At 70.0% G+C, this 25,970-nt stretch carries 24 protein-coding genes; 11 read left to right on the top strand and 13 right to left on the bottom strand.

Annotated elements, in window-relative coordinates; translation table 11 throughout:
- Positions 1 to 2: 2 nt before the first annotated feature.
- Positions 3 to 794 (bottom strand): SDR family oxidoreductase, encoded by a 792-nt coding sequence (locus LV457_RS01895; RefSeq protein ID WP_232168667.1) that lies wholly within the window; start codon positions 792 to 794, stop codon positions 3 to 5.
- A 108-nt stretch (positions 795 to 902) separates the two neighbouring features.
- Between LV457_RS01895 and LV457_RS01890 the strand changes: the two genes are divergently transcribed.
- The gene (locus LV457_RS01890) at positions 903 to 1,193 is read left to right on the top strand and encodes a hypothetical protein (RefSeq protein ID WP_232168666.1); all 291 of its coding nucleotides are present in this window, start codon (positions 903 to 905) and stop codon (positions 1,191 to 1,193) included.
- Between the two features lie 9 nt (positions 1,194 to 1,202).
- Here the strand turns inward: LV457_RS01890 and LV457_RS01885 are convergent, their stop codons facing one another.
- From LV457_RS01885 to LV457_RS01870, 4 genes are read right to left on the bottom strand one after another with little or no spacing between them, the layout of a single operon-like run.
- Positions 1,203 to 2,159, bottom strand: a complete 957-nt coding sequence (locus LV457_RS01885; protein ID WP_232168665.1) for a Ku protein — start codon at positions 2,157 to 2,159, stop codon at positions 1,203 to 1,205.
- On the bottom strand, positions 2,159 to 3,097 hold the full coding sequence (locus LV457_RS01880) for a carbohydrate kinase (protein WP_232168664.1): 939 nt from the start codon (positions 3,095 to 3,097) through the stop codon (positions 2,159 to 2,161). Before LV457_RS01880 ends, LV457_RS01885 begins: the two co-directional genes overlap by 1 nt.
- Positions 3,094 to 4,512, bottom strand: coding sequence for a mannitol dehydrogenase family protein (locus tag LV457_RS01875; protein ID WP_232168663.1), 1,419 nt, complete (start codon positions 4,510 to 4,512; stop codon positions 3,094 to 3,096). The genes LV457_RS01880 and LV457_RS01875 overlap by 4 nt, the downstream gene beginning before the upstream one ends.
- Positions 4,509 to 5,507, bottom strand: coding sequence for an NAD(P)-dependent alcohol dehydrogenase (locus LV457_RS01870; RefSeq protein ID WP_232169194.1), 999 nt, complete (start codon positions 5,505 to 5,507; stop codon positions 4,509 to 4,511). Before LV457_RS01870 ends, LV457_RS01875 begins: the two co-directional genes overlap by 4 nt.
- 110 nt (positions 5,508 to 5,617) lie before the next feature.
- Between LV457_RS01870 and LV457_RS01865 the strand changes: the two genes are divergently transcribed.
- The 7 genes from LV457_RS01865 to LV457_RS01835 are packed head-to-tail and all read left to right on the top strand — an operon-like array spanning position 5,618 to position 14,520.
- Complete coding sequence (locus LV457_RS01865) at positions 5,618 to 6,598, top strand: sugar-binding transcriptional regulator (protein WP_232168662.1); 981 nt, start codon at positions 5,618 to 5,620, stop codon at positions 6,596 to 6,598.
- Between the two features lie 26 nt (positions 6,599 to 6,624).
- Positions 6,625 to 7,959, top strand: a complete 1,335-nt coding sequence (locus LV457_RS01860) for an ABC transporter substrate-binding protein (protein WP_374198717.1) — start codon at positions 6,625 to 6,627, stop codon at positions 7,957 to 7,959.
- On the top strand, positions 7,956 to 8,909 hold the full coding sequence (locus tag LV457_RS01855) for a carbohydrate ABC transporter permease (RefSeq protein WP_232168661.1): 954 nt from the start codon (positions 7,956 to 7,958) through the stop codon (positions 8,907 to 8,909). Before LV457_RS01860 ends, LV457_RS01855 begins: the two co-directional genes overlap by 4 nt.
- A gap of 1 nt (position 8,910) precedes the next feature.
- On the top strand, positions 8,911 to 9,786 hold the full coding sequence (locus tag LV457_RS01850; protein ID WP_232168659.1) for a carbohydrate ABC transporter permease: 876 nt from the start codon (positions 8,911 to 8,913) through the stop codon (positions 9,784 to 9,786).
- 14 nt (positions 9,787 to 9,800) lie between these two features.
- Entirely contained in the window at positions 9,801 to 10,883 is a 1,083-nt protein-coding gene (locus LV457_RS01845) for an ABC transporter ATP-binding protein (protein WP_232168658.1), read from the top strand.
- A gap of 18 nt (positions 10,884 to 10,901) precedes the next feature.
- A complete protein-coding gene (locus tag LV457_RS01840) occupies positions 10,902 to 12,170 on the top strand; it encodes a DUF4032 domain-containing protein (protein WP_232168657.1) in 1,269 nt (422 codons plus the stop codon).
- Between the two features lie 22 nt (positions 12,171 to 12,192).
- Positions 12,193 to 14,520, top strand: coding sequence for an ATP-dependent DNA ligase (locus LV457_RS01835; RefSeq protein WP_232168656.1), 2,328 nt, complete (start codon positions 12,193 to 12,195; stop codon positions 14,518 to 14,520).
- A gap of 8 nt (positions 14,521 to 14,528) precedes the next feature.
- On the opposite strand, the gene rnhA is transcribed toward LV457_RS01835, so the two are convergent.
- From rnhA to LV457_RS01820, 3 genes are read right to left on the bottom strand one after another with little or no spacing between them, the layout of a single operon-like run.
- Positions 14,529 to 14,990, bottom strand: coding sequence for a ribonuclease HI (rnhA, locus tag LV457_RS01830; protein WP_232168655.1), 462 nt, complete (start codon positions 14,988 to 14,990; stop codon positions 14,529 to 14,531).
- 36 nt (positions 14,991 to 15,026) lie between these two features.
- Positions 15,027 to 16,901, bottom strand: a complete 1,875-nt coding sequence (locus LV457_RS01825; protein WP_232168654.1) for a propionyl-CoA synthetase — start codon at positions 16,899 to 16,901, stop codon at positions 15,027 to 15,029.
- 34 nt (positions 16,902 to 16,935) lie between these two features.
- Positions 16,936 to 18,729 carry an acyl-CoA dehydrogenase gene (locus tag LV457_RS01820; protein ID WP_232169192.1) on the bottom strand — a complete coding sequence of 598 codons (1,794 nt, stop codon included), beginning with the start codon at positions 18,727 to 18,729 and terminating at the stop codon, positions 16,936 to 16,938.
- A gap of 148 nt (positions 18,730 to 18,877) precedes the next feature.
- Between LV457_RS01820 and LV457_RS01815 the strand changes: the two genes are divergently transcribed.
- On the top strand, positions 18,878 to 19,588 hold the full coding sequence (locus LV457_RS01815) for a GAF and ANTAR domain-containing protein (protein ID WP_232168653.1): 711 nt from the start codon (positions 18,878 to 18,880) through the stop codon (positions 19,586 to 19,588).
- Positions 19,589 to 19,615: 27 nt separating this feature from the next.
- Positions 19,616 to 20,011: a hypothetical protein gene (locus LV457_RS01810; protein ID WP_232168652.1), complete on the top strand. Its 396-nt coding sequence runs from the start codon at positions 19,616 to 19,618 to the stop codon at positions 20,009 to 20,011.
- Here the strand turns inward: LV457_RS01810 and LV457_RS01805 are convergent.
- From LV457_RS01805 to LV457_RS01785, 5 genes are read right to left on the bottom strand one after another with little or no spacing between them, the layout of a single operon-like run.
- Positions 20,008 to 21,849, bottom strand: coding sequence for a CheR family methyltransferase (locus LV457_RS01805; protein WP_232168650.1), 1,842 nt, complete (start codon positions 21,847 to 21,849; stop codon positions 20,008 to 20,010). The genes LV457_RS01810 and LV457_RS01805 overlap by 4 nt on opposite strands.
- A 50-nt stretch (positions 21,850 to 21,899) precedes the next feature.
- Positions 21,900 to 22,664, bottom strand: coding sequence for an STAS domain-containing protein (locus LV457_RS01800; RefSeq protein ID WP_374198694.1), 765 nt, complete (start codon positions 22,662 to 22,664; stop codon positions 21,900 to 21,902).
- Positions 22,661 to 23,677: a chemotaxis protein CheB gene (locus LV457_RS01795; protein WP_232168648.1), complete on the bottom strand. Its 1,017-nt coding sequence runs from the start codon at positions 23,675 to 23,677 to the stop codon at positions 22,661 to 22,663. Before LV457_RS01795 ends, LV457_RS01800 begins: the two co-directional genes overlap by 4 nt.
- 26 nt (positions 23,678 to 23,703) lie before the next feature.
- Positions 23,704 to 24,573 carry an LLM class flavin-dependent oxidoreductase gene (locus tag LV457_RS01790; protein ID WP_232168647.1) on the bottom strand — a complete coding sequence of 290 codons (870 nt, stop codon included), beginning with the start codon at positions 24,571 to 24,573 and terminating at the stop codon, positions 23,704 to 23,706.
- Between the two features lie 11 nt (positions 24,574 to 24,584).
- Positions 24,585 to 24,809 (bottom strand): SDR family NAD(P)-dependent oxidoreductase, encoded by a 225-nt coding sequence (locus LV457_RS01785; protein ID WP_255701585.1) that lies wholly within the window; start codon positions 24,807 to 24,809, stop codon positions 24,585 to 24,587.
- A gap of 99 nt (positions 24,810 to 24,908) precedes the next feature.
- Between LV457_RS01785 and LV457_RS01780 the strand changes: the two genes are divergently transcribed.
- A complete protein-coding gene (locus LV457_RS01780; protein ID WP_232168646.1) occupies positions 24,909 to 25,949 on the top strand; it encodes a YihY/virulence factor BrkB family protein in 1,041 nt (346 codons plus the stop codon).
- Positions 25,950 to 25,970: the final 21 nt, after the last annotated feature.

Here is a 25,970-nt window from a genome sequence, read left to right as displayed (position 1 = left end):
CTCTACAGGTCGGGGATGGGCAGTTCGAGGTTCGGCGTCGTGAGGCCACCGTCGACCTCGAGCGTCTTGCCGGTGAGGTACGCGCCGGCGGGCGATGCGAGAAACAGTGCGGCGGCGGCGATTTCGTCGGGCTGGCCGAGCCGGCGCAGCGGCGTCGCGTTCTCCATCGGGATGCGCAGCTCGTCGTTCTGCGCGACGACGTCGAGCGCGGATGTCGCGATGGATCCCGGCGCGATCGCGTTGACGCGGATCTTCGGCGACAGGTCGAGGGCCGTGAGCCGGGTGTAGTGCGCCAGCGCGGCCTTGGCGGTGCCGTAGGCGGCAAAGCCGCGGCCCGGGAGCCGCCCGACCGCCGAGGTGATGTTGATGATGCTCCCGCCGCCGGCGTGCTGCACCATCAGCGGCGCGGCCGCGACGGTGAGCGCATGGGCGGTCAGCACGTTGAACGTCAGCGCGTCCTTGAGATCCTTCGTGCTGGTGGACAGCAGCGCGTTGGGCATGGATCCGCCGACGTTGTTCACCACGATGTCGAGGCGGCCGAACACCTCGACCGCACGTTGCGCCAGCTCGGCCGTCGCGTCGGGCTTCGCGAGGTCGGCGACCACCACATCGGCCCGCCGGCCCGCCCGCTCGACCTGTGCTGCGACATCGCGCAATTGGGATGCGGTGCGGGCGGCGATCACGACGTCCGCGCCCGCTTCGGCAAAGGCGACGGCGATCGCCGCCCCGATGCCCCGCCCCGCGCCCGTCACCACTGCCACCCGGCCGTCGAGCCGGAAGAGGTCCAAGATCACCCGCCGCACGTTACTGCCACCGCCGCGGCGGGTGAGGGGTTTCGATTCGCCGAAAAGCGGTCACCGCAGCGGTAGCGTTGTCGATTGCCGGCAGCAAAGGAGACGGCCATGAGACGCTGCATCGCCGGAGCATCGGCGGCCCTGCTGATGGGTGCCGGCCTGATCATCGCCGCACCGCCGGCCGCCGCCGGCTGCCTCTACGGCGGCGGATTCATCAGCAAGTGCGACGGGCCTGTCGAGCCCGACGGCACCTGGCAGCGCTGCGTGGGGGTGGCCACCGTGGTGCCCAGCGGATTCAGCACCCACCTGGTGCCGCAGAAATATTGCGGCGTCCTGGGGCCCGGTGCGCCCCCTGTGGACCCCGCGTTCGCGGACCCACCTGTGCGCATCGCGGACTGACCGCGGCTGCTACGTGGCGCCGGCCTTCGACGCCGACTTCGTGGCGGCCTTTTTCGCCGGTGCCTTCTTGGCAGCCTTCTTGGCCGGCGCCTTCTTCGCGGCGGCCTTCGTCGCCGGCTTGTCGCCGTCCTCCTCTGAGTCGGCGTCGGCGTCGGACGAGCCCGCCTTCCCTTCGCGGCGGCGCTTGACGCTGGCTTCCAGCTTGGCCAGCAGGTCGGAGACGTCCTCGGTCTCCTCGTCGAGGTCTTCGGGCTGCTCCTCGACGGTGAACGCCTCTTCGCCCGCCAGCTTGGCGGCGACGAGCTCGCGGAGCTCTTCCTGGTAGGTGTCGTGGTAGCGGTCCGGGTCGAAGTCGTCGGTCATCGACTCGACGACCTGGCCGGCCATCTTGAGCTCGGCCGGCTTCACCTCGACCTTCTTGTCGAGCACCGGGAAGTCCGGGTCGCGGATCTCGTCGGGCCACAGCAGCGTGTGAACCACCATGATCTCGCGCTTGCTGAAGTCCTTGACGCGCAGCGCCGCCAGCCGGGTCTTGTTGCGCAGCGCGAAGTGGACGATCGCCACGCGGTCGGTGTCGGCGAGCGTCTTCGCCAGCAGCACATAGGATTTCGTCGACTTGGTGTCCGGCTCGAGGAAGTAGCTCTTGTCGTACATCAAGGGGTCGATGTCGCTGGCGGGCACGAACTCGACCACCTCGATCTCGCGGCTGCGCTCCTCGGGCAAGGTGGCGATATCGTCGTCGGTGATGATGACCGAGCGGCCGTCGTCGCTCTCGAAGGCACGCGCGATGTCGCGGTACTCGACGACCTCACCGCACACCTCGCACGTCCGCTTGTAGCGGATGCGGCCGTTGTCCTTGTTGTGGACCTGATGGAACTTGATGTCGTGGTCTTCGGTGGCGCTGTACACCTTGACAGGGACGTTGACCAGCCCAAAGGCGATGGAGCCCTTCCAGATGGAGCGCATCAGCCCAGTATGGCCCAGCGGGCCGCCGCCGCGTCTCTGGCTGCGCGATCGGGCAGATCCGCGCCCGCCCGGGCGACGGTCAGCGCGGAGCTGACCGCAGCGGCGCCCAGCGCCCGCCGCAGCTCGGCGGTCGAGATCGCGGCCAACGCGCGGCGCCGGTCGGCGCCCACCAGGTCCAGCGACCACAGCGCGTCGATCAAACCCGCCATGAACGCGTCCCCGGCGCCGACGGTGTCGACGACGTCGACCGATGGGGCGGCGACGTCCACGGTGCCGGCGGCGCACACCGCGAAGGCTCCCCGTTCGCCGCGCGTGACCGCGACGACCGACGGCCCGGTGGCCAGCCACGCCGCGGCGATCCGCTCGGGCGGGAACTCCGGGGCGAACCAGCGCAGGTCCTCGTCGCTGGCCTTGACGACGTCGCAGCGCGCGACCATCCGCTCGATGCGTGCGCGGGCCTGATCGGCGTTGTCGACCAGTGCTTCGCGCACGTTGGGGTCGAAGGTGAGGGTCGCCGAGGCGCGGTAAGTCTCGAACAACGCCGCGACGGCCAGGCAGCCCGGGTCGAGCACCGAGGCGATGGAACCGGTGTGGGCGAGGAGCGGCGGCGGCAGGTCCACGGTGTCCGGGCAGCGCCACTCGATGTCGAAGTCGTAGCCGGCCGATCCGCGGGCATCGAGGACGGCTCGTGCGGTGGGCGTGCGGTCGGCGGTCATGCTGCCGGCGACCAGCGAGGCACCCGCGTCCGAGACCACCGACGCGATCCGGCGCCCCCGCTCGTCGTCACCGATGAAGGTCAGGAAGTCGACGGGCCGGCCCAGTCGGGCCAATCCGACCGCCACGTTCAGCGGGCTGCCGCCAACGTGCTCGCGGGGCTGCTCGTCGCCCCGCACCACGATGTCGATCAGCGCTTCGCCGATCACCACCGCGCGCGTCACGTGTCGTCCTCGCGCAATAGGGCTTCCAGCGTCAGCCGGGCGCCGCGGCGGTGCAGCGATTCCAGCGCCCAGACGTAGGCTTCGGCGAACCGCGGCTGGGCCGCCAAGTCTCCGAACACCTTTCGGTTCGCGAGGAACGCCAGCGGATCGTCGCGCTGCGAGCGCGCCAGCGGTATCAGCGTCTCGGCCAGCTGGTCGACGACCTCGATGGGTTGGCCCTGCTCGTCCACGCCCTCGGCGTAGCGCGCCCAGGCGGCGACGGTGGCCGCCGACAGCCGGACGGAGCCGCCGCCGGCCAGGTTGTCGCGGACCACGGGCAACAGCCACTTCGGGATGCGGTTCGACGAGTCGGCGCACAGCCGGGCGATGGTGTCACGCACCCCCGGATTGGCGAACCGGTCCAACAGTGAGCGCTTGTAGTCGTCGAGATCGATGGCGGGCACCGGCTGAAGCGTCGGCGTCGCCTCGACATCCAGGTAGCGCGAGCAGAATTCGCGCAGCAGGGGATCGCCGGCGGCGTCGTGCACCAGCCGGTAGCCCATGAGATAGGCGAAGTAGCACAGGCTCTGGTGACCGGCGTTGAGCAGCCGCAGCTTCATCGCCTCGTAGGGGGCGACGTCGTCGACCAGCAGGACGCCGGCGTTTTCCAGGGGTGGCCGCCCGAGCGTGAAGCGATCCTCCAGCACCCAGGCGGTGAACGGTTCGGCCACGACCGGCCAGCGATCGGTGACCCCGTAGTCACGCTCCAGTTCGGCGATCACCTCCGGCGTGGTGACCGGGGTGATGCGATCCACCATCGAGCTCGGGAAGCCGGTGTGGGCGGCCATCCACTCCGCCAGGCCGGGGTGCCGGCGCTCGGCGAACCCGGTGAACGCGTCGCGCGCCACCTCGCCGTTGCTCACGATGTTGTCGCATGACACGATCGTCGGCGACCCGACGCCGCGCTCCTTACGTCGAGCCAGCGCCTCGGTCACCAACCCGAAAACCGAACCGTCACCGGCATTCTCGATGTCATAGCCGCCCTCGGTGATGGTGAGCGAGACGATCCGGGTGTCCGGGGCCGCGATCCGTTCGATCACCGCCTCGGGGTCGTCGGGCGCGTAGAGGTAGTCCACGATCGAGCCGATCACCCGCGCGTCACGCGTGCCGTCGCCCCGCTCGAGCACCAGCGTGTACAGGAAGTCCTGTGCCGCCAGGGCGTCCCGCATCCGTCGGTCGCCGGGCAGCACCCCGACGCCGCAGATTCCCCACTCCGCCGCCTCACCCTTCGCCATCAGGCGGTCGAGGTACATGGCTTGATGTGCGCGGTGGAAGCCGCCGACCCCGAAGTGCACGATGCCGACGCGAAGAGCGTCGCGGTCATAGGACGGCGTGACGATCGGCAGCTCGGACAGCGTTGCGCGACTGACCTTCACAGCTCCACCACCGCTTTGACGTTACCGGGCGTGCGGTCGGCGTCGAGGGCTTCGGCGGTCCGCTCGAGCGGGAAGCGGGCGGTGACCATCGCGTCGAGGTCCACGCGGCCGCCGCCGGCGAGGGCGATGGCCGTCGGCCAGGTGTTGGCGTAGCGGAACACCCCGGTGAGCACCAGCTCGCGGTTCTGGATGAGCTGCGTGGGCAGCTCCATGGTCTCGACGCCCGAGCCCACGAGCACCACGCGGCCCGCGGGCCGGACCGCGGCGATGCCGGCCGCCACCGCCGCCGGCGCGCCGGAGGCATCGACGAAGGCGTCGACCCGCAGCGCGGACACGTCGTCGGTGCGCGGGTCGAGCGTGGCGGTGGCGCCGAATGTCTGAGCCAGCCGCCGGCGATCGTCGTCGGGATCGCTGACGACGATGTCGGTGGCGCCGTAGGCCCGGGCCACTTGGGCGATCATGATGCCGATCGGCCCGGCGCCGGCGATGAGCACGCTGCCCGCACCCGGCAGCGCGGCCTTGTTCACGGCGGCGATGCCGACCGACAGCGGTTCGCACAGCGCCGCGGCGTCGTCGGACATGCCGTCGGGCACCGCGTGCGCGAACGCGGCGCCGATCGTGACGTAGTCGCAGAACGCGCCGTCGACGGGCGGCGTGCCGAAGAACCTCATGTGCGGGCAGAGGTTGTAGTGGCCGGCGCGCGTCTCGGGGCTGTCGGGATCGGGGCGTTGCGGCTCGATCGACACGCGCTCGCCGATGCGCCTGGAGTCGACGCCCTCACCCACGGCGACGACGGTGCCCGCCGCTTCGTGCCCGAGGATCAGCGGCTGCTCGATGACGAAGGTGCCCACCCGGCCGTGGCGGTAATAGTGCGTGTCGGACCCGCAGACACCCACCGTCGCAACCCTGACCAGCACGTCTCCACGCGCGGGAACGGGTATCGGGCGCTCCTGCACGGCGATGCGGCCGGGTTCGGTGAGCACCGCCGCACGCATGACGCCCGTCGGCGGGACTGTTGTGTACGTCACACCCAGCATGTTAACGTGATGAGCATCTTCACGCACCAATGAGCATTTGCTCACCCTCGGCGGTAAGGCGGCCCTCGATGACCGGAACGGCGAACGGCGCACTCGTGCGTTCCGCCGCGCCGCCCCGGGAAGATCTCCGGCTGGCCCTGCGGGCGGCCTCGCTGTACTACGTCGACGGGCTCACGCAGGCCGACATCGCCGCGCGGCTGGGGGTCTCCCGGCCCACCGCAGGCCGGTTGATCGCCCGGGCCAAGGCGCGCGGCCTGGTGCGCATCGAGGTCGTCGTGCCGCCGGGCCTGCGCGACGACCTGCACGCCGACGAGGAGCGCGAGCTCGAGGCACGGTTCGGTCTCGTCGAGGCGGTCGTCGTCGGCCACGGCTTCGAGACGCTCGGGCGGGCGGCCGCGGCGCTTCTGACCCGGCGAGTCGCCGACACCGACACCATGGGCTTCACCTGGGGCCCCGAGATCGTCGCGATGGCGGGCGCCCTGCCGTCCGGAGTCGCGACCTGCCGCACGGTGGTGCAGCTGGATGGCGCCATGTCGATGGCGAACTACCAGACCGGCACCGACTACGTGCTCGGCCGGTGCTCCGAACAGCTGCAGGCGCAGACCATCCGGTTGCCGGCGCCGCTGTACGCCGACCCGGCGACGGTGTCCTCGCTGCGCAGCGACTCGGTGATCTCGCGCGCGCTCGCCGCCGGTGCCGCCGCCGACCTGATGATCTTCGGTATCGGCCCGGTGTCGACGTCGACCACGTTGTTCGCGGGCAACTTCCTCGACACCTCCATGCTCGACGAGCTGGAGGCGCGCGGCGCCGTGGGGGAGATCGGCGGCCGGTTCTTCGACGCCGACGGCCGGCCCATCGACACCGAGCTGCAGCAGCGCGCGGTCTCGGTGCGGTTGGAGGACGTGAAGGCCTGCGGCAAGACGATCCTGCTGTGCGACAGCGACGCCAAGCACGTCGCCACCCTCGCCGCACTGCGGGGCGGGCTGGCCAAGTTCCTGGTGTGCGATATCGACTGTGCGCGTTGGCTGCTCAGCCACGGCGGAAGGTGAGGTCCACGGTGAGTGCAGGAACTACGCTGCGCCGGCTGGCGGTGTGTGCGGTGACGGCCGCGCTGGCGTCGACGGCGGGTTGCGCGGGCGCCGGCACGCTCGGCGCGACCGACCAGACGGTGACCATCGCGATGGTGTCCAACTCGCAGATGACCGATGCTCGGGAACTGTCGAGCCGTTTCGAGGAGGACAACCCCGACATCAAGCTGCGGTTCGTCACCCTGTCGGAGAACCAGGCCCGCGCCAAGATCACCGCGTCCACCGCCATGGGCGGCGGGGAGTTCGACGTCGTGATGATCAGCAACTACGAGACGCCGCAGTGGGCCGAGAACGGCTGGCTGGTCAACCTTTCCCAATACACCGCCGCCACACCGGGATACGACGAGAACGACTTCATCCCGTCGCTGCGGCAGTCGTTGTCCTTCCGCGACGACATGTACGCCGTCCCCTTCTACGGCGAATCGTCGTTCTTGATGTACCGCAAGGACCTGCTCGAGCAGGCCGGCATCACGATGCCGCGCGACCCCACGTGGCAGCAGGTGGCCGATGCGGCGGCCCGGCTCGACGGCCCCGGCATGGTTGGCATCTGCCTGCGCGGGAAGCCCGGCTGGGGCGAGGTGCTCGCGCCGCTCGACACCGTCATCAACACGTTCGGCGGCCGCTGGTTCGACGAGAACTGGAACGCTCAGCTCACCAGCCCCGAGGTCCGGCGGGCGGTCGAGTTCTACGTGAACCTGGTCCGCGATCACGGCGAACCGGGCGCAGCGGCAAGCGGATTCGGCGAATGCGCGACGCAGTTCTCCCAAGGCAGGGCCGCCATGTGGTACGACGCGACGTCCGCGGTGTCGACCGTAGAAGACCCCGGCTCATCCACCGTCGTGGGCAAGGTCGGTTACGCGATGGCGCCGAAGGTCGAGAAAGCCAACCCGGGATGGCTGTACACCTGGGCGCTCGGCATCCCGAAGAGCAGCGACCGGCCCGACGCCGCGTGGAAGTTCATCTCCTGGATGACGGACAAGAAGTACATGACGCTGGTCGGCTCCGAGCTCGGTTGGTCGCACGTGCCGCCCGGCAGCCGGCTCTCGACCTACGACATCCCGCAGTACCGCGAGGTGTCGCAGGCCTACGCGCCGCTGACCCTCGAATCGATCGAGAGCGCCACACCGCTGACACCGACCGTGCAGCCGGTGCCCTACACCGGCATCCAGTTCCTCGCCATCCCGGAGTTCCAGGACCTCGGCACCCGGGTCAGCCAGCAGATCAGCGCGGCCATCGCCGGGCAGAAGTCGGTGGCCGAGGCGCTCGAACAGTCACAGCAGTACGCCGAAGTCGTCGGCCGGACCTATCAGGAGAAGTCATGACCGCCCTCGCCGGCGACACCACCGCCACGCAGGCCGAACACGTCGCCCGCATCCGGCAGGAGCGGGGCCCGGCGATCTCGCGCGCCGAGCGGTGGCGGCGGCGCGGACCCCTGCTGCCCGCGCTGATCTTCATGATCGTCGTCACGCAGATCCCGTTCCTCTTCACGCTGTACTACTCGACGCTGTCGTGGAACCTCGTGCGCCCGGACTCCGGCGAGTTCGTCGGGCTGCAGAACTACGTCGACGTGGTCAAGGACGGCACGTTCTGGCAGGTGGCCGTGAACACCGTCGTGATCATCGTGGCGACGGTGCTGCTCTCGGTGGTGCTGGGCCTGCTGCTGGCGCTGCTGCTCGACCGGGCGTTCCTGGGCCGCGGCATCGTCCGGACGCTGCTCATCACCCCGTTCCTCGTGACGCCGGTGGCCGGAGCGCTGATGTGGAAGACGGCGATGCTGGACCCGGTGTTCGGCATCGTCAACTGGATCCTGCCCGGCGAGGGCATCGACTTCGTCAGCCGCTTCCCGCTGTCGTCGGTGATCGTCGCGCTGGTGTGGCAGTGGACGCCGTTCATGATGCTGCTGATCCTCGCGGGCCTGCAGTCCATGCCCCGCGAGATCCTGGAGGCCGGCCGGGTCGACGGCGCGGGCGCCTTCCAGATCTTCCGGGAGCTGACCCTGCCGCACCTGCGGCGCTTCATCGAGCTGGGCACCGTGCTGGGCGCGATCTACCTGGTCAACACCTTCGACCAGATCTACATGATGACCCAAGGCGGCCCCGGCACGGCCAGCGCCAACCTGCCGTTCTACATCTACCAGCGGGCGTTTTTGGGCTTCGACATCGGGCAGGCCGCCGCGATGGGCGTCGTCGTGGTGATCTTCACGACGGTGATCGCCTCCTTCGCGCTGCGCCTGATCTTCACATCGTTCACCGGCAAGGAGGAGGCGGCCTGACATGAGCACGCAGACAACGGACACCGTGATCACCGACTCCGCGGACGCCGAGCCCACCTCCCGGCGCAAACGCCGCTCCGTCGACCCGTGGGGCGTCGTGGCGTGGCTCGTCGGTCTCGGCTTCTTCTTCCCGGTGTTCTGGATGGTGCTGACGGCGTTCAAGCAGGAGGTCGACGCCTACACCACCACACCGAAATTCGTCTTCACGCCGACGCTCGACGAGTTCCGGGCGGTGTTCGACCAGGGCGTCGGGACGTCGCTGCTGAACTCGTTGTTCGCGACCACGGTGTCGACGATCGTGGTGCTGGCGCTGGGTATTCCGGCGGCGTTCGCGCTGTCGCTGCGGCCGGTCCGCAAGACCTCCGACGCGCTGTTCTTCTTCATGAGCACCAAGATGCTGCCGGTGGTGGCGGTGATCGTCCCGCTGTACGTCATCGTGTCGAACATCGGCCTGCTGGACAACATCTGGGCGTTGATCATCCTGTACACCGCGATGAACCTGCCGATCGCGGTGTGGATGATGCGGTCGTTCTTCCTGGAAGTCCCGGGGGAGCTGCTGGAGGCCGCAAGCCTCGACGGCGCGAGCACGTGGCGTTCGGTGCGGGAGGTCATCCTGCCGCTGGTGTCGCCGGGGATCGCGGCGACGGCGTTGATCTGCGTGATCTTCGCCTGGAACGAGTTCTTCTTCGCGGTCAGCCTCACCGCGGTGCAGGCCCAGACCATCCCGGTGTTCCTGGTCGGGTTCATCGCGGGGGAGGGCCTGTACTGGGCCAAACTGTGCGCGGCGGCGACCATGGCCGCGTTGCCGGTGGTGCTGGCGGGCTGGTTCGCGCAGAACAAGCTGGTTCGTGGCCTGTCCTTCGGCGCCATCAAGTAAGGAGCGAAACACCCATGGCGACAATCACTTACAACAACGCGACGTGCATCTACGAGGGCTCGGACAAGCTGGCCGTCGACTCGCTGAACCTCGACATCGCCGACGGCGAGTTCGTGGTGCTCGTCGGTCCGTCCGGATCGGGGAAGAGCACCGCGCTGCGCATGCTCGCGGGCCTGGAGGACATCGACGAGGGGAGCATCGAGATCGGCGGCCGCGACATGACCGGCGTGCCGTCGAAGGACCGCGACATCGCGATGGTGTTCCAGAACTATGCGCTGTACCCGAACAAGACGGTGGCCGAGAACATGGGCTTCGCGCTGAAGCTGCGCGGCGTGCCCGCCGACGAACGCCGCCGCAAGGTGGAGGAGGCGGCCAAGCTGCTCGACCTCACCGAGTTCCTGGACCGCAAGCCCGCGAAACTGTCCGGCGGGCAGCGGCAGCGCGTGGCGATGGGGCGCGCGATCGTGCGTGAGCCGCAGGTGTTCTGCATGGACGAGCCGCTGTCCAACCTCGACGCCAAGCTGCGGGTGCAGACCCGGACCGAGATCGCGGCGCTGCAGCGACGATTGGGCACCACCACCGTCTACGTGACACACGACCAGGTGGAGGCGATGACCATGGGCGACCGGGTCGCGGTGTTGCGCAACGGGAGACTGCAGCAGTTCGCGACGCCGGGGGACCTCTACGACGCCCCGGCCAACGCGTTCGTCGCCGGCTTCATCGGTTCACCGGCGATGAACCTGATGACGGGGGCGATCACCAGCGAGGGAGTGCGGGTGGGCGACGACTCCGTGCTGCCGCTGGAACGCGAACAGCTGACCGCCCTGCACGACGCCGGGCTCACCGAGGTCACTGCGGGTATCCGTCCAGAGCACCTCGAGGTGTCCACCTCCGGCGGCATCGACGTGGTGGTCGATCTCGTGGAGGACCTCGGCAGCGAGACCTATCTGTACACCCACGCCGGCCCGGGCGTGCAGCTCGTCGCCCGGTCGCTGTCGCGAACACCGGCCCGGCTGGCCGACACCGTGCAGTTGCGCAAGACGACCGACGGCATCGTCCACCTGTTCCGGCCCGACAACGGCGAGCGCATCGGCTGATCTGGCGGCGAACCCCCCATGCGCGCACCGGAGTTGCGGCTCCGGGTGCCCTCGCCCGGGCTGGTGGCCCTGCCGTGGGACCGGCCGCTGGCGGCGTGGCGGGCGCCCGACGTCCCGCTGCGGGACATCGCCGTCGGACCGAGCCGACACCTGGTGCGCTTCGTCGACGCCGACGGTGCGCTGTGGGCGGTCAAGGACATGCCGCCCCGGCTGGCCGCCAAGGAGTACGACGTGCTGCGCCGGTTGGAGGAGCTGGGGCTGCCCGCGGTGCGCCCGGCCGGGCTGGTGAACCAGCCCGAGTTCGACACGGCGCTGCTGGTCACCCGCTACCTCGCGGGGTCGTGGCAGTACCGGCGGCTGTTCCTGCGGCTGCCGCCGGAGCAGTCGAAGCACCGGGACCGGCTGCTCGACGCCATGGCAGGCCTGCTGGTGGAACTGCACCGGCACGGCGTGTTCTGGGGTGACTGCTCGCTGGCCAACACGCTGTTCTCCCGCGACGGCCAACTGCTGCAGGCGTGGCTGGTCGACGCCGAGACCTCCGAGGTCCATCCGTCGCTCACCCTCGGCCAGCGCCGGCACGACCTGCAGATCGCGGTCGAGAACGTGGCGATGGGCATGATCGACCTGGCCGAGCGCCGGGGGCTGCCGGAGTCGACGCATGCGGGGCTGATCGCCGAAGCCGAGCACCTGGAAGTGCGTTACCGCACGCTGTGGGACGCCCTGCACGACGAGCCGGTGTTCGCCTACACCGACCGCTACCGCGTCGAGGGAACCGTCCGGCGGCTCAACGAGCTCGGGTTCGCCGTCGACGAGCTGACCTTCCAGCCCGACAGCGTCCATCCCGATCAGCTGCGGGTGCACGTCGCGGTCGGTGACCGGCGCTACCACGCGCAGCGCCTGCAGGAGCTGACCGGGCTGGCCGTCGGCGAAGGTCAGGCCCGCATCCTGCTCGGCGACCTCCGGGCCTACCAGGCGCAGCTGTGCCGCGAGGTGGGCCACGACGTCGACGACTCCACCGCGGCCCGGCTGTGGGTGATCGAGGTGCTGACGCCCACCGAAGCGCAGGCGCATGCCGCGGTCGGCCACACCGGCACCCCGATCCAGGCCTACTGCGACCTGCTCGAGGTGCGGTGGCTGCTGAGCGAGCAGGCCGGTCACGACGTCGGCACGAACCGCGCGCTCGCGGCGCTGGCCCGCCGGCGCATTCCGGCCGACGCCGCGGCGACCATGGCCGTCGCCGAGGTGCCGACCGAGCCGTTCGCCGTCCAGTGGGACGCCGACGATTAGCCGGGGCGAATAACCTGGGGCCATGGAACGGTTCGGCCGCGTCCGGCTGACCAACGCCGACAAGGTGCTCTATCCCGCCACGGGCACCACCAAGGCGGAGATCTTCGAGTACTACGTCAACGTCGCCGCCGCGATGGTGCCGCACATCGCCGGGCGGGCGGTGACGCGCAAGCGCTGGCCCAACGGCGTCGGTGAGCCGGCGTTCTTCGAGAAGCAGCTGGCGTCGTCGGCGCCGGACTGGCTGCACCGGGCGTCGGTGGTGCACCGGACCGGGACCACCACCTATCCGGTGATCGACAGCGCCGAGGGGCTGGCGTGGCTCGCGCAGCAGGCGTCGCTGGAAGTGCACGTGCCGCAGTGGCGTTTCGTCAACACCTGGGGTGCTGACGGGGCCGTCGAGATCCCTGGCCCGGCGACCCGGGTGGTGTTCGACCTCGACCCCGGTGAGGGTGTCACGTTCCGTCAGCTGTGCCAGGTGGCGCACGAGGTGCGCGACCTGATCACCGACATCGGGCTGCGCACCTTTCCGCTGACGTCCGGCAGCAAGGGCCTGCACCTGTATGTGCCGCTGGAGCAGCCGATCAGCTCCCACGGCGCGTCGGTGCTCGCCAAACGGGTTGCGGTGCAGCTGGAGTCGGTCATGCCGAAGCGGGTGACGGCGACCATGACCAAGAGCCTGCGGGACGGCAAGGTGTTCGTCGACTGGAGCCAGAACAACGGCAAGAAGACCACCATCGCGCCGTACTCGCTACGGGGCCGCGAGGAGCCGACGGTTGCCGCGCCGCGCAGTTGGGACGAGATCGAGGACCCTGATCTGCGGCACCTGCGCTTCGAGGAAGTGCTGGAGCGCCTGCAGCGCGACGGCGACCTGCTGGCCGAGCTGGACGACGCGGTGCCGGTGGCCGACGCGCTGACCACCTACCGCAGCATGCGCGACCCCCGCAAGACACCCGAGCCGGTGCCGCAGCAGCCGCCGGTGATGGGCAACAACGATCGCTTCGTCATCCAGGAGCACCACGCCCGCCGGCTGCACTACGACTTCCGGCTCGAACGCGACGGCGTGCTGGTCAGCTGGGCCATCCCGAAGAACCTGCCCGACACCCCGGCGAAGAACAGCCTGGCCGTCCACACCGAGGACCATCCGCTCGAATACGGCACGTTCGCCGGCGAGATCCCGAAGGGCGAGTACGGCGGCGGCAAGGTCTACATCTGGGACTCCGGCACCTACGAGGCCGAGAAGTTCCGCGACCCCGGCGTCAACAACGAAAAGCCGATCGACGGTGGCGGCAAAGGAGAAGTGATCGTCACCCTGCACGGCGAGAAGGTGAAGGGCCGCTACGCGCTGATCCAGACCGACGGCAAGAACTGGCTGGCGCACCGGACCAAGGAGCAGCCGATCCCTGGGGCGGGAGAGAACACCAGCGGTTTGGACGGACTGTCGCCGATGCTCGCCACCCACGGCTCCGTCGCGACGCTGACCGCCAAGACATGGGCGTTCGAGGGGAAGTACGACGGCTACCGGCTGCTGGTCGACGCGAACCACGGCGAGCTGACGCTGCGGTCGCGCAGCGGCCGCGACGTCACCGGCGAGTTCTCGCAGCTCAACGCGCTGGCCGCCGACCTCGCCGACCACCACGTCATCCTCGACGGCGAAGTGGTGGCGCTCGACGAGTCCGGGGTCCCGTCGTTCGGTGAGATGCAGAACCGGGCTCGCGCCACCCGCATCGAGTTCTGGGCGTTCGACATCCTGCTGCTCGACGGCCGCTGGCTGCTCAAGGCCACCTACCGGGACCGCCGCCGGCTGCTCGAGGCGCTGGCCGCGGCGAGCAACGACCTGATCGTGCCGGAGCTGATCGACGGCAACGGCAGCCGGGCGCTCGTGGTGGCGCGCGCCCGTCGCTGGGAAGGTGTCGTCGCGAAGAAGTGGGACTCCACCTATCAGCCCGGGCGGCGGTCGTCGGCGTGGCTGAAGGACAAGCACTGGAACACCCAGGAGGTGGTGATCGGCGGCTGGCGCCGGGGCGAGGGCGGCCGCAGCGGCGGGCTCGGCGCCTTGGTGCTCGGGATACCGGACGGCGACGGGCTCCGCTTCGTCGGCCGCGTCGGCACCGGCTTCACCGACAAGGAGCAGCGGCGGCTCCGCGACATCCTGCGCCCGCTCGAAACCGACACGTCGCCCTTCACCGCGCCGCTGCCCAAGCCCGACGCCAAGGGCGTCACCTACGTCGAACCCACGCTGGTCGGCGAGGTCCGCTACAGCGAGTGGACCTCCGACGGCCGGCTGCGCCAGCCGAGTTGGCGGGGGCTGCGGCCGGACAAGTCGCCCGGGGAGGTGGTGGTCGAGGGGTAGCGCGCGCCTCACCGCACCCCCGCGAGCGCCTCCTGCAGACCGCGGGTGGCCAGCTGGTCGGCGAGCTCGTTGTCGGCGACGCCCGAGTGGCCCTTGACCCAGAACCACTCGACGCGGTGCTGCGCGCATGCCGATCGCAGCCGCTGCCACAGGTCGACGTTCTTCACCGGCTGCTTGGCGGCGGTCTGCCAGCCGTTGCGCTCCCAGCCGGCGACCCACTTCGTGATGCCGTTCCGCACATAGGTGCTGTCGGTGTAGAGGTGCACCGCCACCGGCCGCGTCAGGGCCTCCAGCGCCATGATCGGTGCCGTGAGCTCCATGCGGTTGTTGCTGGTGGCCCCGGCCTCGCCGCCGAACATCTCGCGGACGCGCTCACCGTGCCGCAGCACCGCACCCCAGCCGCCGGGGCCGGGGTTGGGCCGGCAGCCGCCGTCGGTGTGAATGACGACGGGCGCGGCGGGATCGGTCATGCGCCGAGGATAGGCACGCAGCGGGCGGCGCCTCGGTCAGCCGCGCAGGATCGGTCGCAGCGTGTCGAGCACGCCGGCGTCCTCGATGGTCGACGGCACCACCGGCTCCTTGCCGTCGGCGATGCTGCGCATGGTGGCGCGCAGGATCTTGCCGGACCGCGTCTTGGGCAGCGCCGGGACGACGTCCACGCGCTTGAGGGCCGCGACGGCGCCGATCTCGTCGCGGACGGCGGCGACGAGGTCCTCGGCCAGCCGGTCGCTGTGCTGCGCGCCGGCGGCCAGCACCACCAGGCCGCGCGGCACCTGGCCCTTGATCTCGTCGGCGACGCCGATCACCGCACACTCGGCGACGGCCGGATGCGCGGCCAACACCGCCTCCATCGACCCGGTCGAAAGCCGATGGCCCGCAACGTTGATGACGTCGTCGGTGCGGCCGAGCACAAACACGTAGCCGTCGGCGTCGAGGTAGCCGCCGTCGCCGGTGAGGTAGTACCCCGGGAAGGCGGACAGGTAGGACCGCACGTAACGCTCGTCGTCGCCCCACAGCGTCGGCAGGGTGCCGGGCGGCAGCGGCAGGCGCACGCAGATCGCGCCCTCCTCGCCGGGTGCGCACGGCGAGCCGTCGGGGCGCAGCACCGCGACGTCATACCCCGGCATCGGCAGCGTGGGCGAGCCGGGCTTCACCGGCAGCTGCTCGTAGCCCATCGGGTTGGCGGCGATGGCCCAGCCCGTCTCGGTCTGCCACCAGTGGTCGACGACCGGTATCCCCAGCTGCCGCGTCGACCAGTGATAGGTGTCGGGGTCGAGCCGCTCGCCGGCGAGAAACAGAAACCGCAGCGCCGACAGGTCGTGACGGCCGATGTGCTCGCCGACCGGATCCTCCTTGCGGATGGCGCGGATGGCGGTGGGCGCGGTGAACATCGCCTTGACGCCGTGTTCGGCGGCCACCCGCCAGAAGACACCGGCGTCCGGGCAGCCGACGGGTTTGCCCTCGTAGAGCACGGTCGTCGCGCCCTGCAGCAGCGGCGCGTACACGATGTAGGAGTGCCCGACCACCCAGCCGACGTCGGACGCGGTCCAGAAGACGTCGCCAGGTCCGATGTCGTAGATGTTGCGGATGCTCCACAGCAGCGCGACGGCGTGCCCGCCGTTGTCGCGGACGATGCCCTTCGGCTTGCCCGTGGTGCCCGACGTATAAAGCACGTACAGCGGGTCGGTGGCGGCGACGGGTACCGGGTCGACGGGCGCGGCGGCGGCCATCGCCTCGTCGAAGTCGACGTCGCGGCCCGGGGTGAGCGCGCAGCGGTGCTGTTCGCGCTGCACGATGACGCAGTGCCGCGGCGGGTGCGCGGCCCGCTGCAGGGCGGCGTCGAGCATGGGCTTGTATTCGACCAATCGTGACGGCTCGATGCCGCACGACGCCGACACCACCACCGTCGGTCGGGCATCGTCGATGCGGGTCGCCAGCTCGTGGGCGGCGAAGCCGCCGAACACCACCGAGTGCACCGCGCCCAGCCGCGCGCAGGCCAGCATGGCCACCACGGCCTGCGGGATCATCGGCAGGTAGATGACGACCCGGTCGCCCTTGCCGACGCCGAGGCCGCGCAGCACGCCCGCGAACCGAGCCGTGAGGTCCAGCAGCTCGGCGTAGCTGTAGGTGCGCTTGGTGTCGGTGACCGGTGAGTCGTAGATCAGCGCCGGCTGCTCGCCTCGGCCGCCGGCGACGTGCCGGTCGAGCGCGTTGAAGCAGGTGTTCAGCTCGGCGTCGGGAAACCAGCGGTAGAACGGCGGGTTGCCGTCGTCGAGGATGCGCTGCGGCTCGCGGGTCCAGGTGACCGCGCGCGCCGCGTCCCGCCAGAAGTCCTCGGGCGCTTCGAGGCTGCGGGCCAGCAGTTCGCGATAGGAGCCCATCGTGTGATGGTATAGCGCGGGAGTGGCGCCCACGCTAGAACCAGGCGTCCCGCATCTCCAGCGTGGTGCGGTCGAGGCTTGCCAACAGGTCGAGCTGCGGGCCGGTCTTCGGCAGCTCGTAGCGGAAGAAGTAGCGGGCGGCGTGGCGCTTGCCGTCGTAGAAGTCGCCGGCGCGGCCGTCGGCGGCGCGCAGCTGCTCCAACCACATCCACGCGATGACGAGGTGACCGAACGCCTCGAGGTAGATGACGCTGTTGGCCATCGCGGCGTCGATGTCGCCCGCGGCGAACATCGCATCGGTGACGGTGAGCAACCGCTGCCAGCAGGCGTCGAGCTCGGCGGCCGGCCCGGCGAGATCCGGCACCGCCGAGCAGGCCGCGACCGTTTCGGCGATGGCCGCGCTCAGCGCTCGTAGGCTGGCGCCGCCGTGTTGGGTGACCTTGCGTCCGAGCAGGTCCAGGCTCTGGATGCCGTGAGTGCCCTCGTGGATGGGGTTGAGCCGGTTGTCGCGGTAGTGCTGCTCGACGTCGTATTCGCGGGTGTAGCCGTAGCCGCCGTGCACCTGAATCGCCAGGTCGTTGGCCACCGTGCACCACTGCGACGGCCAGCTCTTGGCGATGGGCGTGAGGATGTCGAGCAGCAGCCGCGCGTGCTCGGCCTCCTCGGGCCGCTGCGGGCTGTGCGCGACGTCCACCAGCCGCAGGCAATAGAGCCCCAGCGCCAGCGCGCCCTCGACGTAGGACTTCTGCGCCAGCAGCATCCGCTTGACGTCGGGGTGCCCGATGATCGGGATCTGCGGCGCCGTCGGGTCTTTCGCCGTGACGGGCCGGCCCTGCGGGCGCTCGCGGGCGTACTGCAGCGACTTCAGGTAGCCGGTGTAGCCGACCGACACCGCGCCCATCCCGACGCCGAGGCGCGCCTCGTTCATCATGTGGAACATGTAGACGATGCCTCGGTGCGGCTCGCCGACCAGGTATCCGACGGCGCCGGGCTCGCCACCCGGGCGGTGCCGGCCCTCGCCGAAGTTCAGCACCGTGTTGGTGATGCCGCGCTGGCCCATCTTGTGGTTGAGGCCCGCAACCACCACGTCGTTGCGCTCACCGAGCGAGCCGTCGTCGGCAACGAGGTACTTCGGCACGACGAACAGCGAGATGCCCTTGGTGCCGGGCGGTCCGCCGGGGATCTTCGCCAGCACCAGGTTCACGATGTTCTCGGTCAGCTCGTGCTCGGCGCCCGATATCCACATCTTCGACCCGAACAGCCGATAGGTCCCGTCGGCGCGGGGTTCGGCGCGGGTGGTGATGTCGGCCAGCGACGACCCGGCCTGCGTCTCCGACAGCGCCATCGTGCCGGAGAACCGCCCGGCGACGACGGGTTTGACGAACCGCTCGACCTGGTCGGGGGTACCGAACCGGGAGAGCAGGTTCGCGTTGGCGGTGCTCAGCATCAGGTAGCCGGACGTCGCGAGGTTGGCCGCCGAGATCCACGCCGAACCGGCGCCCGCGATCACCGCGGGGAGCTGCGCACCGCCGACCTCGTGGTCCAACGCCATCCCGATGAGGTCGGCGGCGGCGTAGGCGTCGAGCGCCTCCTTGACCTCGCCGATGACGGTGACGCGCTCGCCGTCGAAGGTGGGTTCGTGGGCGTCGCTCTGCTTGTTGTGCGGTGCGAAGTAGCGGACGGCCAGCTGTTCGCACAGCTCGAGCACGCCGTCGAACGTCTCGCGGGAATGGTCGGCGAACCGTTCCCGGCTGGTCAGGTCCTCGACGTGCAGCCACTCGTAGAGCAGGAAGTGCAGATCGCGACGAGACAGCAGCGTCGAGGTCAGCGTCGCGGTGGTCGTCATCGTCCGAATCTATGCCTCGGGCGTCGGTCGAGGAGGCCGGAGCGCATCGCAAACCGCCGCCCCCCGGTTTGGGATCCGCCGCAACTGTCTATGAGGCAGCTATGACGGAGCGGGCCTAGGCCGGGGCGCCATGACGACGACGGGCGACGTCACGGTCGCGTCGGTTGGCGAACTGCTCCGGGTCGCGCGATCCATTCGCGAACTGCAGGCGGGCGCGGTGGCCGTCGAGGACGTCATCCGCGAGGTGACGGCGGCGACGGCCAATGCGCTGCCCGGAACCGACGGCGCCGCCGTCTCCGTCATCCGTCGCCGCGCCAGCATCGAGACGCTCGCGGCCACCGACGACCGCTGCCGGCTGCTCGACGAGATCCAGAGCAGCCGCGGCGAGGGGCCGTCGGTGTCGGCGGCGGCGAACGACGCGCCCGTGCGGACCGGTGACCTGCTGACGGACAGCCGGTGGCCGCGGTGCGGCCGTTCCGTTGCGAAACGAGCCGGGATCCGCAGCGTGCTGGCCGTGCCCGTCGCCGTGCAGCGGCACACGGCGCTGCTGCTGACCGCGTGCGCTGCGCCCTCGGACGCGTTCGACGACACCGCCGCCGCCGTCGTGCAACTGCTCGCCACGCAGACGGCCGTCGCGTACACCATCGCCCAGCGCGACGAGCAGTTCCGCAACGCGCTGGCGTCCCGCGACGTGATCGGTCAGGCCAAGGGGCTGCTGATGGAACGGTTCGGGGTCGACGACGCCCGCGCCTTCCAGCTGTTGAAGCGGCTCTCGCAGGAATCGAACGCACCCGTCGCCGAGATCGCCCGTAAACTCGTCGCACCGGATCGCTCACGGTGAAGGGACGCCCCGTCGACGTCGCCTGACATGCCCAGCCACGATGAATCGCCCGAGACGCCGCTCGACCGCGGCGCCCGCGCCCGGGCGCGCGCCGACGAGCTGAAGCAGCGGCGCGCCGAGCTGTCGGCGGGCCTGCCGACCACCGCCGAGAGCGCGGCCCGCGCGCGGCGGCGCGCCGAGCAGGCGATCGATCGGGCCGAGGCGGCGCATCGGGCCGCCGCTGCCGGCTACCGGCACGCCGGCGAATCACACCGCCGCTCCGCCGCCGCCCATGAACAGGCCGCGATCGCCGCACACGACGACGACGCCGTGGACCGGCATCGGCAGGCCGCCGCCCGACAGCGGGACCTCGCCGAAGACGACGAGCGCGAAGCGCAGGCGCAAGACCGCAAGGAGCAGGCCGAACACGACCACGAGCGCTAGGTCAACTGGTCGATGAACAGCAGGGCGCCGTCGACCGCGCCGTCGGTGGGCCCGAAGCCGTTGCACGTCACCGCAACCCGGATCGTCCTGCCCCGCCGGTTGACGGCGTCGACCTCGGCGGTGCCGAGCCCGTGCGGGTCGACGAAGGCGTTGCCGATCAGCGGCCGGACGTCGTCCAGCGGCAACCCGATGTCCAGGTCCGCGAGCATCCTGCCGACGGCTTCGGAAGCCCGCAGACCCCAGAGATCCTCACAACGGCGGTTCCACAGCTGCACCCGCATGGCGCGGTCGACGACGATCATGCCGAAGTGCACCGAGTTGCTCAGCGCGTCGACGAACTGCTGGGCGTCGTCGAGTTCGATGCTGCGCTCCCGCAGCGTCTCGTTGATGGTCTGCAACTCGTCGTTGGTGGACTGCAGCTCCTCGTTCATCGTCTCGAGCTCTTCGTTCGTCGACTGCAGTTCCTCGTTGGTGGTTTCCAGCTCCTCGACGGTCGACTGCAGCTCCTCGTTGGTGGTCTCGAGCTCCTCGTTGGTCGATTGCAGTTCCTCGTAGGCCGTTTCCAGCTGCCGATTCGTCTGCACCACCTTGTCGACCAGCGCTCGGGTGGCGGTGATGTCGAAGAACACGATCGACACGCCGAGCAGCCCGTTGTCGGCGTCGATGAGCGGGTTGACGTGGATCTCGAACCAGATCGTGTCCCAGCCGGAGCGCCGCCATTCGACGTCCTCGATGCGGGTCGAGCGCCGGTCGACCTTCGCCTGTTCGATGTAGGCCCGCAGCTCGACGGGCCGATACGACACCTCCAGGTCGCGCAGCAACCGGCCGATGTCGCGGGCCGAGAGCCCGAACAGCGCCTCGGCCTGCTGGTTGATCATCGCGACGGTGTCCTCGCCGGTGACGACGATCTGTGCGATGGGGCTGGCGCGGAACGCGAGCTCGCGCACCGGCCCGAGACCCGGCAGGACACCGTGGCGGTCGACCTCGCCGGTGCTGACGTCGCCGCCCGCGTCAGCGGTGTAGGTGACCGCCTTGCGGAAGATCCGATTCTTGAGGTTGACGGCCGTGAACCGATCGGTGTGGCTGAGCAGCATCTCGGCGTGGCCCAGGAACAGCGTGCCGCTGGGTGCCAAGGCGAAGTGCAACCGGTTCAGCACCGTCCGCTGTGTGTCGGCGTTGAAGTACATCAGCACGTTGCGGCACAGCAGCAGGTCGACGCGGGAGATCGGGGCGTCTCGCACCAGGTCGTTGCGGCCGAAGATCACCGCCCGGCGCAGGTCCTTGCGGAACTGGAACCGGCCGTCGCCGAGCGGTTGGAAATACCGCCCACGCAGCTCATCGGGCACCGACTCGACGGCCTTGCCGTCGTAGGACGCCGCTCGCGCCTCCGCCAGCGCGTGGTCGTCGACATCGGTGGCATAGATCTTGACGCGCTGGCCGAACTCCTCGGGACCGAGCGCCTCGGCCAACAGCATCGCCAGGGAATAGGCCTCCTGACCCGACGCGCAGCCGGCACTCCAGACCCGGATGTGCTCGTAGGGAGCACTGTTGGCCAGGATCGTCGGGATGACGTCGGTTCGCACCAGTTCCCAGGCGTCGGGGTCGCGGAAGAAGGACGTGACGTTGATGAGGATGGTGTTAAACAGGTCGACGAACTCGTCGGCGTTGGCTTGCAGGAAGTCGAGGTACTCCTCGAAGGAGTCGTGCCCCGTCTGCGCCATCCGGTGCCGCACCCGCCGCATCAGGGACGCGCGCTTGTACCCGGTGAAATCGAAGCCGCGGGCGTCGCGAAGGAAGCGCAGCAGCGCTTCGAAGGCCTCGTCGGCCTGGGCGTCCATGCGTCCGTCACCGTCCCGTCGGGTGTTGCGACAAAAACTCTACTGACGGCTCACAGCGCGGCATCGGGCCCGATGACCGCCCACACGGTCTTGCCGCTGGGCGTGGGCGCGGTGCCCCACGCGTGGGCCACGGCGGCGACCACCGCGAGCCCGCTGACCAGATCACGCCCCCGCGCCGGGTCCTCGCGGCGCCCCGCGGGGCGGGCACTGCTGTCCTCGACGGCGACGGTAACCGTGGTGCCGTTGCTCTCCACCCGGAGCGCGGGCGCGCTGTTGGTGTGGTCGAGCACGTTCTCCACCAGTGCGCTCACCACGACCTTGGCGGTCGGGATCAACGATTCCATCGACCACGCGCGCAGCCAGTCGGTAACCAGGTCGCGGGCCTGCCCGACACTGCCGTCGACGGCGGGAAGTTCGACCCGCATGCGGCGGCGCACCCGCGGCGGCGGCGACTCCGTCACCGCGGTCAGGCACTCGGCCACCGAGGGGTACACCGGCACGTACCGCGCGACGCCGTTCGCCGCGATCGCCTCGCGCCCGGCGGCGTGGCGGCACACCAGGGCGATGGGGACCTCCGGCCAGGTGCTGACGTGCCAGCGGGCGCTGGTGAACACCGCCCAGGCCGACGGGGCGGGCACCGCGAGGCTGGCGACGTCGATGATCACGGCGAGCGGTTGATCGAGCGCGGCCTTGACGATCGTGTCGCGCAGCAGCAGATAAGTGGTGCTGTCGAGTACGCCGTCGACGGTGAGCAGCGCCGCACCATCGTGGTCTTCCGCCGTGGTGTGCAGCGGTGACCGCGACACCGGGTTCATTGCACGGACCCCTGTTCGTGCATGCCGTAGGCCTCCGACAGGCGCTCGCTGAGCACGACGCTGGCGTGCTCGGCCTCTTCGGCGAGCGTCTGGTACTTGCGGGACAACGGCCCGTCGCCGGCGTTCCTGGCCAGCTTTCGCGACATCTTCGCCTTCTCCTGCAGGCTGCGCAGCGCGATCCACAGCGCGCTCTCCACCTCCGCATCGCGGGCCTGCAGCAGTGCTTCGGCGGTCCAGGCGTGCCCGACCCGGCAGCGGAAGTTCCGGTCGCTGTCGGCGACGGACGTCAGGGAGCCGTTGCAGTCCGGACAGGTGTAGCCCGAGGGCGCGCCCAGCACCTCGGTGTCCACGTTCGCGGCGAACCGTTTGCCCATCGCGATGCGGTTCTCCAGTTCCATCACCTTGTCCGGTTCCATTCGCCGGTCCTCCCGCTCGAACGCCGTCAGCTTCGTCAACAGCCGGCCGAGTTCCGCGGCGGAGCATTCGTGGTCCACCACCCCGGCCTGCAGCGCGTTGAGCGGCATCGCCGGGAAGGCGGCGTCAGCGGGCCGCTGGGTGACCGTCACCCCGCCGCGCGACCGGATCGCCGACAAGCCCTGCACCCCGTCGTCGAGAACACCCGAGAGCAATACCCCGACCGACTGCTGCCCGTACTCCAGCGCCACCGACCGGAACAGCGCGTTGATCGCCGGCCGGTGCCCGTTTTCGGTGGGGCCCTCCGACAGCAGGATCCGCCGGTTGTGGACGAGCAGGTGATTGTCGGGCACCGCGACGTGGATGTGACCGGCCCGCAGCGGCTCGCCGTCGACGGCCGGGCTGGCAGGTAGCGGACCGTTGCGGTCGAGGATGCGGGCGAGCACGCTCGGCGCCCCGGACGGCATGTGCAGGACGACGAGCACGGCGAACGGCGCGTCGTCGGGCAGTCCGGCCACGACCTCGGTGAGCGCCTCCACCCCGCCCGCGGAGGCGCCCATCGCCACGCACTCGAGGGGAGGCTCGCTGTCGGAGGTCATTGGGCCACCCGTCGTCGTCTTCCGGACTACCCGGCCTTCGCAATGACGTTCTCGGCAAACCACTCGAGGTTGCGGATCTTGGTGTCGAGTGGCTCGGTGTCCGGCCCCTTGATGTACGGAATGCGGAAGCCGACGATCACATCAGTGACGCCCTTGTCCTCAAGGCGCTTGACACCGTCCAGCGTAAACCCGTCGACGGAGATGACGTGGATTTGGAACGGCCCCTGCTGCCCGGCGTCCTCGCGGTAGCGCTGCAGCTTGACCAGCAGCGCGTCGAGTTCCTCAGGGTCGCCGCCGCCGTGCATCCAGCCGTCGTTGCGGGCGGCCCGCTTGAGCGCGGCGTCGGCGTGCCCGCCGACCAGGATCGGAACCGGCTGCGTGGGCGCCGGCGTCATCTTGGTCTTGGGGATGTCGTAGAACTCACCGTGGTACTCGAAGTAGTCACCGGTGGTGAGCCCGCGGATGATGTCGATGCATTCGTCCATGCGCTTGCCGCGGCGGGCGAACGGCACGCCCATGATCTCGTAGTCCTCCTTCCACGGGCTGGTGCCGACGCCGAGACCGAGGCGGTTGTCGAACAGCGCGGCGAGGGAACCGGCCTGCTTGGCCACCAGCGCGGGCGGGCGGATCGGCAGCTTGAGCACAAAGATGTTGAAGTGCAGCCGCGTGGTGACCGCCGACAGCGCGCCGATGAGCGCGAACGACTCGATGAACGCCTTGCCGTCGAGGAAGGTGCGATCCCCGTCCGGGGTGTACGGATAGGTCGAATCCGACTCGAAGGGATAGGCGATGCTGTCGGGGATCGTCATCGCGTGATAGCCGGCCTCGTCGGCGGCCTTAGCCAACGGGATGTAGTAGGTGGGATCGGTCATCGCCTCGGCGTAGGTGAACCGCATCGTGTGCCCTTTCAGCGCGGGGTGAGGCCGCCGTCGACGACGAAGGCCTGGCCGGAGTGCGTCAGGTGGGCGCCAGCCCGTCGGCAGGCGTCGGCCTTGCGGCTCGCGACCACGACGGCTGCGCCGGCGCAGGCGAATCCCTGGGCGAGCGCCAGTCCGATCCCCCGCGTGCCGCCGGTGACGACCGCGGTGCGTCCGGTGGGATCGAACAGGCCGGAGAAGTCCTGCCGGTCCATTCGGGCACCGTACCCGGCCGCGAAAGACCGGCGGGCCGGTACCGGAGTGGTCGAGGTACCCGCGTTTCGATGCGCTCGGCCCGGGGGTACCGGGAAGGCATGCCAGAGAACGGAGCCCCGCCGGATCCCGACGACCCGAGCAAGCCGGATTCGCCGACCGAACTCACCCGGCCGTCGGCAATGTTCGTGCTCCGCAGGACGGTGCGTGAATTCACCGACGACCAGTGCACCGACCTCGCCGCCGCGCTCACCTACTACGCGGTGCTGTCGCTGTTCCCGGCGCTCGTCGCAATGGTGTCGCTGCTCGGTGTGTTCGGGCAGGGCCAGCGCACCACCGACGCGGTGCTGCAGATCGTCGACGACGTGGCGCCGTCCAGCGCGTTGGACACGCTGCGCCAACCGATCCAACAGCTCGTCGAGTCGCCGCAGGCGGGGCTCGGCCTGATCCTGGGCATCGCGGGTGCGCTGTGGTCGGCGTCGGGCTACGTCGGCGCGTTCGGCCGGGCGATGAACCGCATGTACGAAATCCCCGAGGGCAGGCCGATCTGGAAGCTGCGGCCGCTGCAGCTGGTGCTGACGCTGGCCGGCATCGTCTCGGTCGCGGTGGTGGCCCTCATGCTCGCCGTGAGCGGGCCGGTGGCCCGGGCCATCGGCGACGCCATCGGCCTCGGCGACACCGCCGTGACGGTGTGGAGCATCCTGCGCTGGCCGCTGATCCTGCTGTTCGTGGTGTTCGCCGTGGCGATCCTCTATTACGCCAGCCCGAACGTGAAACAGCCGAAGTTCCGCTGGATCAGCATCGGCGCCGCCGTGGCGATCCTCGTGTGGATCATCGCCTCGGTGCTGTTCGGGCTCTACGTCGCCAACTTCGGCAGCTACAACAAGACCTACGGCGCGCTGGCCGGCGTCATCGTCTTCCTGCTGTGGGTCTGGATCACCAACCTGGCGCTGCTGTTCGGCGCCGAGGTGGACTCCGAGCTGGAGCGCGGTCGGCAACTGCAGGCCGGGCTGCCCGCCGAACGCGACCTGCAGCTGCCGCCGCGCGACACCCGGTTGATCGAGAAGAACGAGGCGAAAGAGGAAGCCGACATCGCCAAGGCCTCGGCGCTGCGCCGCTCGCGGGGCCGAGACGACGGCTGACCGCTCGCCCGCCGCGAACCA

The organism is Mycobacterium sp. MYCO198283 (assembly GCF_021213805.1).
Lineage (GTDB): Bacteria > Actinomycetota > Actinomycetes > Mycobacteriales > Mycobacteriaceae > Mycobacterium.
This window is presented reverse-complemented; position numbering and strand designations above follow the sequence as displayed.

Coding starts and splice junctions, on each gene's coding strand:
- LV457_RS01800 (WP_374198694.1), bottom strand. CDS start 22,664: ATGAACCCGGTGTCGCGGTCACCGCTGCACACCACGGCGGAAGACCAC.
- LV457_RS01810 (WP_232168652.1), top strand. CDS start 19,616: ATGCCCAGCCACGATGAATCGCCCGAGACGCCGCTCGACCGCGGCGCC.
- LV457_RS01890 (WP_232168666.1), top strand. CDS start 903: ATGAGACGCTGCATCGCCGGAGCATCGGCGGCCCTGCTGATGGGTGCC.
- LV457_RS01815 (WP_232168653.1), top strand. CDS start 18,878: ATGACGACGACGGGCGACGTCACGGTCGCGTCGGTTGGCGAACTGCTC.
- LV457_RS01795 (WP_232168648.1), bottom strand. CDS start 23,677: ATGACCTCCGACAGCGAGCCTCCCCTCGAGTGCGTGGCGATGGGCGCC.
- LV457_RS01785 (WP_255701585.1), bottom strand. CDS start 24,809: ATGGACCGGCAGGACTTCTCCGGCCTGTTCGATCCCACCGGACGCACC.
- rnhA (WP_232168655.1), bottom strand. CDS start 14,990: ATGACCGATCCCGCCGCGCCCGTCGTCATTCACACCGACGGCGGCTGC.
- LV457_RS01865 (WP_232168662.1), top strand. CDS start 5,618: ATGACCGGAACGGCGAACGGCGCACTCGTGCGTTCCGCCGCGCCGCCC.
- LV457_RS01790 (WP_232168647.1), bottom strand. CDS start 24,573: ATGCGGTTCACCTACGCCGAGGCGATGACCGATCCCACCTACTACATC.
- LV457_RS01825 (WP_232168654.1), bottom strand. CDS start 16,901: ATGGGCTCCTATCGCGAACTGCTGGCCCGCAGCCTCGAAGCGCCCGAG.
- LV457_RS01805 (WP_232168650.1), bottom strand. CDS start 21,849: ATGGACGCCCAGGCCGACGAGGCCTTCGAAGCGCTGCTGCGCTTCCTT.
- LV457_RS01855 (WP_232168661.1), top strand. CDS start 7,956: ATGACCGCCCTCGCCGGCGACACCACCGCCACGCAGGCCGAACACGTC.
- LV457_RS01850 (WP_232168659.1), top strand. CDS start 8,911: ATGAGCACGCAGACAACGGACACCGTGATCACCGACTCCGCGGACGCC.
- LV457_RS01780 (WP_232168646.1), top strand. CDS start 24,909: ATGCCAGAGAACGGAGCCCCGCCGGATCCCGACGACCCGAGCAAGCCG.
- LV457_RS01840 (WP_232168657.1), top strand. CDS start 10,902: ATGCGCGCACCGGAGTTGCGGCTCCGGGTGCCCTCGCCCGGGCTGGTG.
- LV457_RS01885 (WP_232168665.1), bottom strand. CDS start 2,159: ATGCGCTCCATCTGGAAGGGCTCCATCGCCTTTGGGCTGGTCAACGTC.
- LV457_RS01845 (WP_232168658.1), top strand. CDS start 9,801: ATGGCGACAATCACTTACAACAACGCGACGTGCATCTACGAGGGCTCG.
- LV457_RS01870 (WP_232169194.1), bottom strand. CDS start 5,507: ATGCGTGCGGCGGTGCTCACCGAACCCGGCCGCATCGCCGTGCAGGAG.
- LV457_RS01835 (WP_232168656.1), top strand. CDS start 12,193: ATGGAACGGTTCGGCCGCGTCCGGCTGACCAACGCCGACAAGGTGCTC.